The organism is Vibrio sp. WZ-1, from assembly GCF_052037695.1.
Lineage (GTDB): Bacteria > Pseudomonadota > Gammaproteobacteria > Enterobacterales > Vibrionaceae > Vibrio.
Genome location: NZ_JBQEQR010000075.1, coordinates 21,346 through 36,189, shown reverse-complemented (window position 1 = coordinate 36,189; position 14,844 = coordinate 21,346). Strand labels below are relative to the sequence as shown.

Here is a 14,844-nt window from a genome sequence, read left to right as displayed (position 1 = left end):
TTATTATTTAGCGTCGAACTACAGCTGAGAAAAGTTCAACTGCACTTCTGGCTCTTGGCGATGCATCCAGCGTAGACGAATGCCCAATAGGAACGCTGCAGATGAAAGACCAATAATAAAGCCTAGCCAGAAACCTTGTGCGCCCATTGGCTCTACAATCCAATCTGTACGGCCAAGTACATAACCGATTGGCAAACCAAGTAACCAGTAAGCTATGAAGGTACGATTGAAGATAGCGCGCATGTCTTTATAGCCACGTAGTGCACCAGCAGCAATTACTTGAACTGCGTCAGTACACTGGTAGATTGCAGCGAACAGCAACAACACCATTGCAAGTTCGATTACTTCTGGGTTGTTGGTGTAAAGCAGGGCGATTTGCTCACGGAAGATAACGGTTAGGATTGCAGTCATCATCGCTAGGGCAAGGCCTACCATTATACCAACGCGAGAAGCCACACGAGCACCGTCTACGTTCTCTTCGCCTAAGCGATGGCCAACACGAATACTCACTGCTGCACCTACACTCATTGGTAACATGAAAACAAGTGAAGAGAAGTTAATCGCAACTTGGTGCGCCGCGACAATGATTGAGCCCAACGGAGAAACCAAAAGCGCCACCACTGCAAACAACGTCACTTCAAAGAACAACGCCGCAGCGACAGGGAAGCCAAGTTTGAACAAACGAACTTGCGCCTTAAGTTGAGGCTTGTGGAACTCACCAAACAGATTGATGCTCTTCAGGCGTGCTGACGTTGTCACGTAAAGCAGCAACAAGCCAAACATCACCCAGTACACGATAGCTGTAGCAACACCACAACCCACGCCACCCAAGGCTGGCGCGCCAAACTTCCCATAAACAAAAATCCAGTTGAGAGGGATGTTTAACATCAAACCGATGAAGCCAATCACCATGGCTGGTTTGGTCAAAGACATACCATCGGTAAAGCTGCGCAAGGTTTGAAATAGCAAAAATGCAGGTACAGCAAAAATTACGGCATGGATATACCCGATGGTCTTTTGTGTCATCGCTGCCTCAACATCCATAAGCTCAAGGATGAACTGGGTTTGGAAAAGCACACCGATGATCGGAATGCTAATAAGCAGGGCAAGCACGATACCTTGTTGGATCTCAAATGGGATCTTAACTCGGCGACCAGAACCGTTTAGTTGAGCAACAACGGGAACGAGGGCCATTAACAAGCCAACACCAAATAGGATAGACGGCAGCCAGATACTTGCAGCTACAGATACCGCTGCCATATCGGTAGCGCTGACGCCACCTGCCATCACGGTATCGACAAAGCCCATCCCCGTTTGCGCAACAGAAGCGATCAACACAGGGGTTGCTAGTTTTATAAGACTCGATGCTTCTTCTTTATAGCGATGCACGAAAATACTCCAGAGCGGAACAATAATTAGAAAAGATAGAGAGTGCTCGAGGACAAAAGATGTGATGAACTGATCTGATGGTTGATTTTAGTCACTATAAGGTGAAAAAATGCCTCGAAGGAACTCCGCGCAGATGATAAACAATTGTATGCTCAGATACCATACCCACAAGATGCGGATTTTTGGTTAATTGATAGACGATTGTAAAAACAGTTGGTGGTCGTTTATCTTGGCTATCGGCTACGAATAATAAGTAGGTAAAAAGAATGTTTACAGGAATAGTTCAAGGTACGGCAAAAGTCGTTCATATCGACAAAAAAGAGCGCTTCCAAACTCACGTTGTTGAACTGGAAGGTGCATTAAATGAAGGCCTAGAAGTTGGTGCATCTGTTGCGCACAATGGTTGTTGCCTCACCGTAACTAAAATCGAAGGGAACCGAATCAGCTTTGACCTAATGCAAGCGACACTAGCGTTGACCAACCTTGGTGAGTTGGCAGAGGGCGACAGCGTGAATATTGAACGCGCCGCTAAGTTTGGCGATGAGATTGGTGGCCATAGCATGTCAGGGCACATCAGTCTGATGGCAGAAATTACAGATATTATCGATACGCCAAATAACCGTACGATTTGGTTTACGCTGGCTCCAGAGTCAATGAAATACGTATTGGCGAAAGGTTATATTGGGCTTGATGGGTGTTCCTTGACGATCGGTGAAGTGAAAGAGAACAGTTTCTCTGTACACCTGATCCCTGAAACGCTAGAAAGAACGCTATTTGGTTGTCGCCAAGTTGGTGAAAAGATCAATGTAGAGTTCGACCCGCAAACGCAAGCGATTGTTGATACGGTAGAGCGCGTACTAGCAGCGAAACAGCTCTAAGACTTAATAAGAAAGCTTTAAATAACAAAGGAGCACATCAAGCTCCTTTTCTTATTTTTATTGATTAGAATGTTAGGTTCTACTCGTAATTATCGTCGATGAACAACTCGACTTTTTGCTGTAGTTCATCAACTTTCATGTTGAGGTGGATGGCATGGCAGCAAGCAGGGCAATCATCATAGAACTCTTGGTTACCGTTACTTGCATCGAGTGTGATGCCAATTGAGTGCCCACAGTGAGGGCATTTCACGTGTCTTTCTGTGTAATTTTGCATACAAAAACTCCTAATATTGCAGGGCTTTTAATACTTTGTTGTTTCGAAAATACAGCCCTTAACCCAAGTCATTTTCGTTGAACGCCGTATCTAGAGGCTTCTTGGGTATGATTACTCGCTCTTCTCTAAGGTTAAGAGATACAACGTAAGCCGAGTTACTAAGAATATTAGGTGTTCTTGTTGCTAATTGAGTCGAAATAAGTGGAAAAGTTGACCCCAAACTCACGGTTGAGCTTGGGGGGATTATGTGATGGTGATGTGCGTCGAAAATTTACAATATGAAATGATTTACATGCTAAATATGCAACGCATATTCAATATGAGACGATCTTATTTATCAGCACTTGAGCTTGTTCTAAATAATGTCCGCCAAATAAGTTGCAATGGTTAAGTACATGATAAAGGTTGTAAATTTCCTTTCTCTCACAATATCCAATGGGTAATGGAATAATCGATTCATAGCCTTGATAGAACTCTGGCTGAAAACCACCAAATAGTTCGCTCATTGCTAAGTCGCACTCTCTATCTCCCCAGTAACTCGCGGGATCAAAACAAATTGGTCCAAATGGGGTTAAAGCGACATTGCCATTCCATAGGTCGCCATGTAATAGCGAAGGAGTAGGAGTATGGTTTGCTAGCAGGCGTTTAACTACATCAATAAAATCTTCAATATCTACTAGCTCTATGCCTTTTTCTTTCAGAAGCTGCAATTGCCACCCGATACGCTGCTCAGCAAAGAAAACACACCATTTTTTGTGCCACTGATTGGGTTGCAGTGTAGATCCAATATAATTGTCATTATCGAAACCAAATTCTTTTTGCTCTCCCCATTGATGGAGGAGTGCTAACTGCTGACCAAACTTAAAGCTGTTAGAAGCATCTTCAAGTGGTTTTGTCGGAAGGTAATTCAAAATGATGAAGGAGTGAGCTTTGGTTTTTCCGACCAAGACGACTTCTGGTACAAAAACAGTTGAGGTCTCACGAAGCAAATGGAGACTTTCTGCTTCCAATTCGAATTTATTGAAAAACTCACGATCGTTGATTTTTACGAAGTAACGCTGTTCGCCATCGCTAATCATGTAGCTTTCACTGATGTCCCCTCCTGACAGCCTCGTTTTTTCAGTAATTTGATACTCAAATAATAGGGTGTCAGACAGCTGCTGAGCTATTGCTTGCCACATAGAAAACTCCACCAATCGACTTAACCTCCAATAGTTTAGATGAAGTGACGATTGATTGGCGGGTAATAGAGCAAACTTCAGCAACAAAAAATGTTGTAAATGTTAATAAATTGCATAATTGTGAATCAAGTCTCTTATAAGTGACTGATTTAAGTGCATACCATATGGCGATGCATCTGCACAACGAGTATTATTCTTTTTTTGACTTTAGTTCCATAGGCGATATGAAAATACTCATATGTGATGATTCTGCGGTAGCTCGAAAGTTGGTTATTCGTTCTATTTTGCAAGAGCCAGCACTTCAGCTAATCGAAGCTCAAGATGGCTACGAGGCGCTTCAAATAATGATGGAGCAAAACATAGATGTTATGTTTCTCGATCTGACGATGCCAGTAATGGATGGCTTTGAGTTACTAGAATCATTACCAGTAAGTTCCTATGAAACAAAAGTGGTTGTGATTTCCGGAGATGTACAGCAGTCCGCGAAAAATCGATGTTTAGAGTTAGGTGCAATTGATTTTGTAGAAAAACCCTTCTCTGAGCATCAAATAGTGCCTTTGTTTGCTCGTTTAGGGTTGCACTACGCATTAAAAAGCCCAGAAAATACAAGCGAGCAAACAAAGGTAGAATTGTCTCCAATTGCAAAGTTTCGTGAAGTCACCAATATCGCCTTAGGTAAAGGTGCAGCAATCATGGCTGATCACCTGAGCGAGTTTATACAACTGCCGGTTCCTCACGTCGGTCCATTGTCATACGGCGAGCTGCACATGACATTGGTGGATGTATTAGGAAGAGAGCGTTCTGTCGCTGTATCACAGCGTTTCGTGGGTGGCGGTGTTCATGGTGAGGCGCTTGTTTGTTTACGCGGTAAGGACATCAATCTCATTGGTGAAAAGTTGGGGTATTTGCTTGAGTTTACGCCATCAAATGAAATTATTTTAAATATCGCAAACCTTTTAGTGTCTTCTTTCCTTACCTCTTTGGGAAACCAACTCGACAAACAATTCTCATTACGTCAGCCTGCCATTATTGACTCAGTTTCTCCTTTCAAAGAAGAAAGTGAAGAGGGGGGCGAGCTCTTTACCATTGAGTACACTTACATGGCGGAGTCCCTTGATTTTGAGTGTGAGGTCCTTTTCCTAATCGACAAGTTGTCTGTGGAAATCATTTATGAAATCATGGAGCTAGTTTGATGTCTGAGATTACGTTAGATATTGCTGACTTTCATTGGGTTACTCAAATTCTTGATACGATGGATTCAGGATTGGTAGTAATTGACCGAGAGTATAAGGTTTGTGTCTGGAATGGCTTTATGCAGTCATACAGCGGGGTATTGTCACAGAACATTTTGGGGCGTTGTCTCTTTGACCATTTTGAAGACCTACCGAGAACGTGGTTAGAAACAAAAATCAAAACCGCGGCAGATCTAGAAACTCGTTCCTTTTCTAGTTGGGAGAATCGACCTTATCTATTTAAATTTCAGAATTTCTCCCCCGTTTCTAACGGCAGTAATTACATGTATCAAGATATCGTAATAACACCGTTGCATTCGCTTTCCGGCGAGATAAATCATATCGCTATACAAGTTAACGATGTTTCTGAAACGGCACGTAACCGAATCCATTTAAAAGAGACGAACTTGCATCTTTCTGAAATCAGTAGAAAAGATGGGCTTACAGGGTTATTTAATCGAGCATTTTGGGAACAAGCTTTTAAAGAGGAGTTCGCTAGACTTAAATGCATGGAAACCCCATGTTCTTTGGTTATTTTTGATATCGACCATTTTAAGAAAGTGAATGACACATACGGACACCATACGGGGGACGAGGTGATCCGTCGAACCGCTAACTTGCTGAAACGCACTGCGAGAGGGAGTGACATTTGTGGTCGCTTTGGTGGTGAGGAGTTTACAGTACTATTACCCAACACAAGTGAGGAGCAAGCAAAGTACTTTGCAGAGCGTTTGAGAAAGCGAATTGAGCAAGAAATCGTAAAAGTTGAAGAGTTTTTGATTAACTACACGATAAGTCTTGGCGTTTGCGAGTATAAATCTCAGTTTGATAGTCATACTCAATGGCTGAAGTCTGCCGATTCAGCACTATATCGTGCAAAAGAAGGCGGGCGAAACCAAACATGCAGTCAACAAGAAATGCATAAAATTGGTTGATATTCGTCCAGTTAATTGACTAATTTTGATATATATGAAATTAGTTAATGAAATTTTTTTGGCATGTCTTAGTATTGAAACTATTCGCTTTCCACAGTGAAAGCCAGCACCAAACGGAGAATAGAAGTGGTTGTAGAAACCGATGGATATCTGGCTCTAATTGAGCACTTGTCGCTAAACCTCGATATTTTTACTTCAGGAACCGGCGATACAGGTTCAGAAAGCATTGAAGATGTAGTAACCGACATGGTTGCCTCCAACATCATGGCGATCTTTGAACAGAACCCTGAGCTTCACTCAAGTGTTCGCTTTAAGCTTCTAAAAGAGGCTGACGCTGTAGTCGAAGATCTAAGCGAAGTGCTTGCGGGCGTTTGGCATAGAAAAGCGACAAACGAACAGATTACCTTCCTTGACGAATACATTGCCTTAGTTAAGAACCTATTTGATACCGCTGTCGCGACATACGATTAGTTTGGGTCGCTCTGAGTCCTTTTAATAGAAGAAGAGTTACAGGGTGACTCTTCTTACTTGCCAAAATTTAGATGACCAGTAGGGGTTATCTAACCTTGATATAATCACACCTTTTGATGTAGATGCGTGCATGAACTGCATATCTCCGAGGTAGATGCCTACGTGGTACGTTGTCCTCTTCGTCTTAAAGAAGACGAGATCGCCTTTTCTCGCATCTTGCCAATCCAGTTTTATACCTTGTTTTGATTGTTCCTTAGTTGTTCGAGGTAGTGTTAATTGGTATGCCTCAACAAAAGCTTTTTGCACAAAGGCGGAGCAATCAATACCATTTTTCTGATTTCCGCCATAGCGATATGGTGTGCCTTGCCATTCGACATAGAAGTCATTTAATGCCGGAGTATCGGAGAGCAATTGTGCCGAACTTAAGCGCTGGTCAGTTGTAGGGCTATTGCCTGGGCTAGACGAGCAGCCTACTAGTAATAGGCTGAATAATAACGAAAATTTTATATATCGCATCCTGTTTGCATTTAATCCTATTGTCTTATTAATGAAATCTTACCGTCATAAGCGCTCAATAAGATGGGCTAAAAATCACACTTAAGTCTCATTTTCGTGACAATCCAAGAGTGATGACTGAGCCCTAACTAGAGTAAAGCGTGGACATTATGACAAGCCGCAAACGTTCAAGTATTTCATTGTCACTGATACAAACCATCACTATTACATTCGTCACTATACTTGCTCTTGTTATAGCTTTATCTGCGTCAAGTTTCAAAGGTATGGAGCGAGTTGGTGTCGAGTTTGATGATCTTTCCACAAAAGCGCTGCCCATGGCGATGGCTAATGCTGCGCTAACAAAAAATGTCTTGGAACAAATCAAGTTACTCAACGTCGGTATGCAAGTAACGGAGCTCAATCAGCTTAGCTTGATAAGAGCTCAACTGATTGAACTGGCCTCTCAGACCAACGAATTGGTCAATCAAACTTCAGGAGTTGATTTCCATCTCTCTCAGATGCTTGCTGAGAATTTAGATGACTTACACAGCATAACGACAGTCGTTCTTTCCACACAAGCATCTGTAATCCAGATTCAAGCTGAGATTAACAGTGAACTGAGTGAGTTTCGATATGGTTTAAGCTCAATTGGTCCAGAAATGAATCGAATTAGTTCATTTCTTAGTATTGATAATCCAGAATCAGCCGATGCTGCAAATCGTTTTATTGCTTCCGCAAGTTCGATGGAAAGCACATTCCTGTTAATGATGATGCAAACAGAGTTGGAAGAAGCTGAGAGAGAGTATCGAGAGCTGAAGAATCGAATTGCGGGTATTCACCTCGCGTATGATGACTTTAAGGCTTGGCACCCTGAAATCTCTGAGTTTACGAGCTTAAGCGCACCCTATGAGATGGTACAAGCTGGTTTTGAAGAGGGTGGGCTCCTCCATAGGATTCTTGCTAAGTTACAACAAACAGAACAACAAAAAGTTGACTTGGAAAGAGCCTCACAGCTTTCTAATCAAACCATTGCGTTATTGAGTCAAGTCTCTGAAGCCGCACGTAACTTAATTGACGACAGAGAGAGGATAGTACAGCTAACGATTAAGGAAGCGAGCTTCATAGTTGTAATGAGTTGCAGCTTATTGGCTTGTCTCATTGTGATTTCTTGGTTTGGTATAAGAACGTGGGTTAATAGAGGGCTGAACAACATTACACGTGAGTTGTCTTTATTAACCGAGCACGACCTACGTTCAATCGCCGTCGCAATAGGGCCTAGAGAAATGAAGGATATTGCAAGAAAGCTCAACCAGGTTATAGATTCAACTCATGAATCCATAGCATTGGTTACGCGCAATTGTGAAACGCTCTATCAAACAGCAGAAATTAGTTACGAAGCGGCAGAGCAATCTAATCAGAGTCTGGGTTCGCAAAATGAAGCTTTAACATGCATGGTTACTACCGTTAAGCAGTTAGAGGCATCAATAAAGGAGATTGCTGTAATCACCGCTGCCTCATTTGAGGACTCGCAAGCCGCAACAAATAGTACGATGAAGGGTGTTGAGGTGGTCGACCAAAACCGAGAACGCCTTGCTTCTTTGGCCCAAGCACTGACTGCTAATGAAGACTCGATGCTTGAGTTAGATCAGCGAGTAAAGAAAATTTATGAGATGGTCGAGGTTATCAGTAGTATTGCCGAGAACACTAACTTGTTGGCTCTTAATGCAGCTATTGAGGCGGCTCGTGCAGGTGAACAAGGTCGTGGGTTTGCTGTTGTTGCGGATGAAGTTCGTAAATTGGCCAGTGGGACATCTCAACAAACCACCAACATTCGTGAAATGATGAAAGAGCTAGTGGCCGCAGCAGAAGGCTCGCGTAGAGCAGTCATAGACTCTCGAGAAGAGATGACACGAGCACTGCAATCGAGTGACGACGTTAAAATTGTTTTCTCGAACATTAATGTAGCCGTGAAACATATTCAGCAGAGAATTGAGCAGATATCCGTAGCAACAGAAGAACAAGACCGTGCTACGGCTGATGTTTCTCGTTCAATAACCCGTATTTCAGAACAAGGTGAGTTAACAAAACTCCGCTTGGATTCTATGGTTGAAAACTCAGAGCAAGTTGCAGAAATAGCAGGACATCAGCAAGCAATGTTACACAAGTATCAGCTACATCAAACGATTTAATATTTATTCAACTTCCAAAGATTAAAGGTGGGCAAATGCTCTGCCTTTAATCTTTCCATGTATTAAGGTGGGCTACAGTTAATAGCCACTGACTCGTGTTGCGATAAAAATGCAACCTTGCGCAAACTCCTTGATATACAAAATGTAATTACACGTATTTATAAATGCCTGAGTTGATATATAAAGCAACTCGTTGAATAATGGTTTTGTATTAGGACATCACAAAATACATACACAAGATGTCCTAGTTTCGACATAGACCTCACATTCCATCGATGCCAACGGAGGGCACTATAGAATGAAGTCTGAACCATTACATTCGCGTAAGTTTTCAATTCGTTTTACCGTTGGTAGTCTGTTTTTGTTTGCAACGGCAGTCACTGCGTTTATTGCGATCTCTTTACAGTACTATTTTGGCAAGCAGATGTCTCAAGAGCATGTGCTATCCAAACTCGTTATGGCAACGACTGAGGTGAGTGAGTATATACAGCAAGTGGATGCGAATGCGGCAAGCAGTGCGAGCATACTTAGAAGTGTGTCGATTGCTACACAGCATCAGTTTAGCGAAAATGAAATTAGGCAAATATTCACACAAGTATTGAAAGATAACCCTCTTTTTTACAGTCTGTACTTTGGGACTGAAACAGATGATTTCTATCAAATCATTAACTTAGCATCGTCTCCGATTGTCAGGGAAAAGATTGATGCTGACCCAGAAGATCGTTGGGTCATCATTAAGATAAATGGAGAAGGTGATTTAAGGCTGAGACAAACACAGTATTTCACCGAAAAGTTCGAATTAACAAAGAGTAGTACTGAAACAAGTAACTACTTTCCAACTCAACGACCATGGTTCGATGCCGCAACTCAGGATGGTATCTACAAAACTGATCCTTACTTGTTCCAACACTTAAAGATCACCGGACAAACCTATTCAGTCAGAAGTAAACAAGCTGTCATTGGTGTCGATATTGTTCTGTCAGCGATAAACGAAAAAATAAAGCCTTCAGAACTAGGGATGAGTGAAGATAGCGGTGCAGAGTCTTTTGTTTTCAATAATAAAGGGGAGGTTATCGCATCAAACATTTCCTTGTTTGCTCCCGTGGAAATTCCCAATTCTAAACCATTGAAACTGAGTCCCGAACAGCAGCAAATTATAATGAATACCCGTTCGCTAATGGTTTCAAACCAAAATGATTGGGGGCCTTATGATTACGCTCAGGCGGGTCAACCAAATGGTTATTCTGTCGATATGCTTCGCCTTGTCGCTGAGCAAACAGGGCTCCAGATAGAGTTTATAAATGGTTTTGACTCAAAAACATTGGTAGACAAGTACATTCAAAATGATATCGACATTTTGCACTCGGTGGCCAAAGGCGCCAAAGGCTTGGGATATCAAAGTGTGTCAATGTTTGAGGGTGAGTTAGCCATCGCAAGTCGAGGAATTAAAAATGTGGCAAAGGGACTTGATGGCTTCCAGCAACAGAAGGTTGGTGTTGTAAGCAGTTTTGGTCTAAAGGGATGGCTATTAGACCGTTATTCAACGCTAAACATCTTAGAGCTCCCTAGCTTAGACATAGCAAAACAAGCTCTGCTACAAGGCCAAATCGATTATCTGATTGATAACTATCACACCTTAGAAGAACTTAAGAGTTTAGATACTCGTGATTCAATTGAATTAACCACGCTAAAAACCAGTGAAAATCCGAGTTACCATCTTTTCATGAAAGAGTCAGATGGCTCAGTATTAGCGATAGTCAACCAAGCGCTATCAGCGATTACTGTTGAGCAAAAAGCTGCACTCAATGAAAAATGGTTAAATTCAAGCCAATGGCGTGGCAGCTTTGTACCTTACCCAGACATATACGAAATCACCAAAGACAGTGAAAAACACGACAGCATGATACCCGTTAGGATAAATGGTGAAATGAAGTATGTGTATCTGACACCGTTGGTCACCAATGGCAGAAGTGTTGAATACTTTGCAGTGGTTATCCCTCAGTCTGTGGTAACCGAACAAGTATTTTCTAAGCTGGTTACTTCAACGTTAGCCACCGGCTTGGTCATGATGGGGTTAATACCGCTAGCATGGAAGTTTGGCTCTCCAATTGTTCGGCCAATAACAGAGCTTAGAGAGGTCACAGAACAGATAAAAGCAAGGAAGTTTGATAGCTCGATGGCGGTAAATACTCGAATTAAAGAAGTATCTGAGCTATCAGACTCGGTCGTTGAGATGGCTGAGGAAATTCAACGTCATGAGAAACAACAGGATGAGTTTGTTGAAGCCTTTATCCGCCTTATTGCTCAGGCTATCGATGACAAATCACCTTATACAGCTGGGCACTGTAATCGCGTTCCAGAAATTGGTTTGATGCTGGCTGAAGCGGCTGAAGCCAGTACTAGTGGTAAATTTAAAGACTTTAAGTTCAATAATGCAGATGAGCGACGGGAGTTTAGAATCGCTGCATGGCTTCATGACTGCGGTAAGATTACAACCCCAGAGCATATCGTAGATAAAGGCACCAAGTTAGAAGCAAACTATAACCGAATTAATGAAATACGCACGCGATTTGAAGTATTGTGGCGTGATGCAGAAATCCAGTATTTAAAAACGATACTCTCTGGTGAGCTAACAAAAGAAGAAGCGACAGACATCTTTTATGAACAGAAACGTAAATTAACCGATGACTTCGAGTTTATCGCTCAGGCAAACATTGGTGGCGAGTTTATGAGTGATGAGAAGGTAGAGCGAATCAAACAGATCGCTCAACAAACTTGGTTAAGACACTTCGATGACCGTCTGGGTTTATCTCCGTTTGAAGAGCTGAATAAAAAAGAAAACAGCGCAAACTTGCCTGTTGTTGAGAAGCTATTAGCTGACAAGCCGGAACATATTATTCATCGTATACGCCCTGTGGAGTTTGATCCTAAGCATGGGATCAAAATGCAGGTTCCAGAGCACCAATACAACATGGGTGAGGTTTATAACTTATCTATTTCTCGCGGTACATTGACTGCTGAAGATCGCTATAAAATTAATGAACATATGATAAGCGGTATAAAGATGCTTGAGGCGCTGCCGTTTCCTCCTGAGCTACGAAATGTGGCCCGATATGCATCAACGCACCATGAGACGCTAAAAGGTTCTGGCTATCCTCGAAAGCTGAGTGCCGAAGATCTTTCTGTTCCTGAGAGAATTCTAGTTATCGCAGATATATTCGAAGCGTTAACCGCGGCGGATAGGCCATATAAAAAGGCTAAGCCTGTCAGTGTAGCAGTCGACATTATGTACAAGATGGCGTTGGATGAACACTTGGATATGGAGCTATTCCAACTGTTTTTGGAAAGCGGCGTTTATCTTGAGTATGCCAATACGTTTTTACCTTCTGCACAGGTTGATCATGTTGATGTGAGTAAATATATATACCCAAGTGACTTCAAGGTGCAGGATTCAGAGCGTTGTCATTGATTCGAGGGCAAGGAAAACAACGCAGTGTAATAGCCTGTTCTTTCCAAGTTGTTTGACGTAGCCATTGGTTTAATAAAAAACCGAGTCAATGACACGCTCCCAAAGGGCACTCTTTACAAATAGTAAGGGCCTTGGCTTGTATACTTTGTTGTCGATTCTTGATTTAGACCCACTAGACCTTTAAATCGCCGCGCGTCTACAAACCAAGTCATTCTCGCTGAACCTAGCATCTCGAGGTTACTTGGGTATAGATTCCAAGGATCAGAGTTTAGAAGGATTTCATTGAGGGGGCATCAGAAAATACAAGAGCTCATCAACTAGTGTACACACGTGCGCATCCAGTACTGTTCAATTAATTTACTACTTTGTTTTAACTCTTGAATGTACTTGGCTTTAATTGTCGACAATCTTCAGTGATCTTTTTGTTTAATGGTCGATTTCAACCTTAATTACCCTTCTTGGTACTATACCTTAGTCTAAATTGTCGACAATTTACTTGATTGTCGACAATCTGATCGTCTATTTTATATTCAGGTTAACAAATTGTTGACACTTTGATTTCTAAATACGAGTGCCTTGAATATGAATACAGAATTGAAAACTCGTCATAAAGTGATTGTCTCTGAGAAGGAGCACACTAAATCTGAATCGCTGACCGAATCGTTAGTGGAAGCGATTGTGAGTGGTGAAATTGAACCGGGCAGTAAAATCTCAGAGCCTGAATTAGCCAAGAAATATCAAGTGAGTAGAGGCCCTTTACGTGAAGCCATGATGCGCCTAGAAGGGCTTGGATTGATTGAGCGCATTCCGCATGTTGGCGCTCGTGTTATTACTTTCTCTCCAGAAAAACTCATCGAATTGTATTCAGTCCGCGAAGCATTAGAGGGTATGGCGGCAAGGCTAGCGGCTCGCTATATCACTCAAGAAGAGTTACTTAGTTTGGAAATGCTATTGTCGACACATTCCAAACATATCGACGAAGTCGAAGGATCGTCTTACTTCCACCAGCATGGTGACTTCGACTTCCATTATCGAATTATTCAAGCGAGCCGAAATAGCAAGCTTATCTCTTTGCTTTGCGACGAGCTGTATCACTTGTTGCGCATGTATCGTTACCAATCACCGCGTGCGCAATCTCGTCCTAATGAAGCACTCAACGAACACAAATTCATTCTGCAAGCAATTCGCAACCGTGATGAAGAGCTGGCGGAAATGCTGATGAGAAGGCACATCTCAGGCAGCCGAAAACTTATCGAATTACAGATTTCAGATTCCAAAACTTTACCCAAAATAATTGGAGTTGCGGCGCGGCAACAAGACAATTCAGCCCTATGAGCATAGGTGCGCTATGTAATTAGGGTGAATTGGCGCAGTTAACAAAGCTGCAGCTTCAAGTATGAAGGGTAAAACAAGACTAGAAGGAAATTGTCATGAGCTTATCTCCGGGGGCGAAGTTCAGACTCGCCATTGAGCAAAACAACCCGCTGCAGATCGTCGGCACCATTAACCCATACTGCGCCATGATGGCGAAAAACTTGGGTCACCAAGCTATCTATTTGTCGGGTGGTGGCATCGCTAACGCGTCTTACGGTTTGCCAGATCTTGGCATTACGACACTGAACGATGTTTTAGTCGATGTAGACCGTATAACCAACGCGTGTGATTTGCCGTTATTGGTTGATATCGATACCGGTTTCGGCGGTGCGTTTAATATTACTCGAACCATTAAAGCGATGGAAAAAGCGGGTGCGGCGGCAGTGCATATGGAAGACCAAGTGGCACAGAAGCGCTGTGGTCATCGTCCAAACAAAGCGATTGTTAGCCAACAAGAAATGGTCGACCGAGTGAAAGCGGCAGTGGATGCGCGTAATGACGAGAGCTTTGTCATTATGGCTCGTACTGATGCGTTAGCGGTGGAAGGCATGGATAGCGCGATTGAACGAGCGATTGCATGTGTGGAAGCGGGCGCAGATATGATCTTCCCAGAAGCCATGAATCAGCTAGACCAATATCAACAGTTTTCGACAGCGCTTGAAGACGCGACAGGGAAGCACGTGCCGATTCTTGCCAACATTACTGAGTTTGGACAAACGCCACTTTACGGTTGCGAAGAGTTAGCGCAATCCAAAGTGGACATGGTTTTGTACCCATTGAGCGCATTCCGTGCGATGAACAAAGCTGCCGAGATGGTTTACAAACACTTGCTTGAAGTTGGCAACCAAGAAGCGATGCTTGGTTCAATGCAGACACGAAAAGAGCTGTATGAGCACCTTAATTACCACGACTACGAGAATAAGTTAGACAAGCTGTTTTCGGAGGGTAAATAAGGTC

Annotated in this window: 12 protein-coding genes; 8 read left to right on the top strand and 4 right to left on the bottom strand. The window is 42.6% G+C overall.

What is annotated here, in order from left to right; all coding sequences use genetic code 11:
- Positions 1-18: 18 nt before the first annotated feature.
- Positions 19-1,389, bottom strand: a complete 1,371-nt coding sequence (locus ACTS60_RS11370) for an MATE family efflux transporter (protein WP_440888320.1) — start codon at positions 1,387-1,389, stop codon at positions 19-21.
- Between the two features lie 266 nt (positions 1,390-1,655).
- Between ACTS60_RS11370 and ACTS60_RS11365 the strand changes: the two genes are divergently transcribed.
- Entirely contained in the window at positions 1,656-2,267 is a 612-nt protein-coding gene (locus ACTS60_RS11365; RefSeq protein WP_440888319.1) for a riboflavin synthase subunit alpha, read from the top strand.
- Between the two features lie 79 nt (positions 2,268-2,346).
- Here the strand turns inward: ACTS60_RS11365 and ACTS60_RS11360 are convergent, their stop codons facing one another.
- Positions 2,347-2,541 carry a CPXCG motif-containing cysteine-rich protein gene (locus tag ACTS60_RS11360; protein WP_005427574.1) on the bottom strand — a complete coding sequence of 65 codons (195 nt, stop codon included), beginning with the start codon at positions 2,539-2,541 and terminating at the stop codon, positions 2,347-2,349.
- Between the two features lie 314 nt (positions 2,542-2,855).
- On the bottom strand, positions 2,856-3,722 hold the full coding sequence (locus ACTS60_RS11355) for a fructosamine kinase family protein (protein ID WP_440888318.1): 867 nt from the start codon (positions 3,720-3,722) through the stop codon (positions 2,856-2,858).
- Positions 3,723-3,946: 224 nt separating this feature from the next.
- Between ACTS60_RS11355 and ACTS60_RS11350 the strand changes: the two genes are divergently transcribed.
- From ACTS60_RS11350 to ACTS60_RS11340, 3 genes are all read left to right on the top strand, one after another.
- On the top strand, positions 3,947-4,915 hold the full coding sequence (locus tag ACTS60_RS11350; RefSeq protein WP_440888509.1) for a response regulator: 969 nt from the start codon (positions 3,947-3,949) through the stop codon (positions 4,913-4,915).
- The gene (locus ACTS60_RS11345; protein ID WP_038884166.1) at positions 4,915-5,889 is read left to right on the top strand and encodes a GGDEF domain-containing protein; all 975 of its coding nucleotides are present in this window, start codon (positions 4,915-4,917) and stop codon (positions 5,887-5,889) included. Before ACTS60_RS11350 ends, ACTS60_RS11345 begins: the two co-directional genes overlap by 1 nt.
- A gap of 126 nt (positions 5,890-6,015) precedes the next feature.
- Positions 6,016-6,360: a DUF3802 family protein gene (locus ACTS60_RS11340; RefSeq protein ID WP_010448125.1), complete on the top strand. Its 345-nt coding sequence runs from the start codon at positions 6,016-6,018 to the stop codon at positions 6,358-6,360.
- Between the two features lie 36 nt (positions 6,361-6,396).
- Here ACTS60_RS11340 and ACTS60_RS11335 read toward each other — a convergent pair whose 3' ends face one another.
- The gene (locus tag ACTS60_RS11335) at positions 6,397-6,876 is read right to left on the bottom strand and encodes a C40 family peptidase (RefSeq protein ID WP_038884165.1); all 480 of its coding nucleotides are present in this window, start codon (positions 6,874-6,876) and stop codon (positions 6,397-6,399) included.
- Between the two features lie 149 nt (positions 6,877-7,025).
- Between ACTS60_RS11335 and ACTS60_RS11330 the strand changes: the two genes are divergently transcribed.
- The 4 genes from ACTS60_RS11330 to prpB all read left to right on the top strand — a co-directional run bounded on the left by ACTS60_RS11330 (position 7,026) and on the right by prpB (position 14,840).
- Positions 7,026-9,044, top strand: a complete 2,019-nt coding sequence (locus tag ACTS60_RS11330) for a methyl-accepting chemotaxis protein (protein ID WP_440888508.1) — start codon at positions 7,026-7,028, stop codon at positions 9,042-9,044.
- Between the two features lie 298 nt (positions 9,045-9,342).
- Positions 9,343-12,513 (top strand): HD domain-containing phosphohydrolase, encoded by a 3,171-nt coding sequence (locus ACTS60_RS11325; protein ID WP_440888317.1) that lies wholly within the window; start codon positions 9,343-9,345, stop codon positions 12,511-12,513.
- A gap of 582 nt (positions 12,514-13,095) precedes the next feature.
- Positions 13,096-13,848 (top strand): GntR family transcriptional regulator, encoded by a 753-nt coding sequence (locus tag ACTS60_RS11320; protein WP_049536121.1) that lies wholly within the window; start codon positions 13,096-13,098, stop codon positions 13,846-13,848.
- 95 nt (positions 13,849-13,943) lie between these two features.
- Positions 13,944-14,840 (top strand): methylisocitrate lyase, encoded by an 897-nt coding sequence (gene prpB, locus ACTS60_RS11315; protein ID WP_440888316.1) that lies wholly within the window; start codon positions 13,944-13,946, stop codon positions 14,838-14,840.
- Positions 14,841-14,844 lie beyond the last annotated feature (4 nt).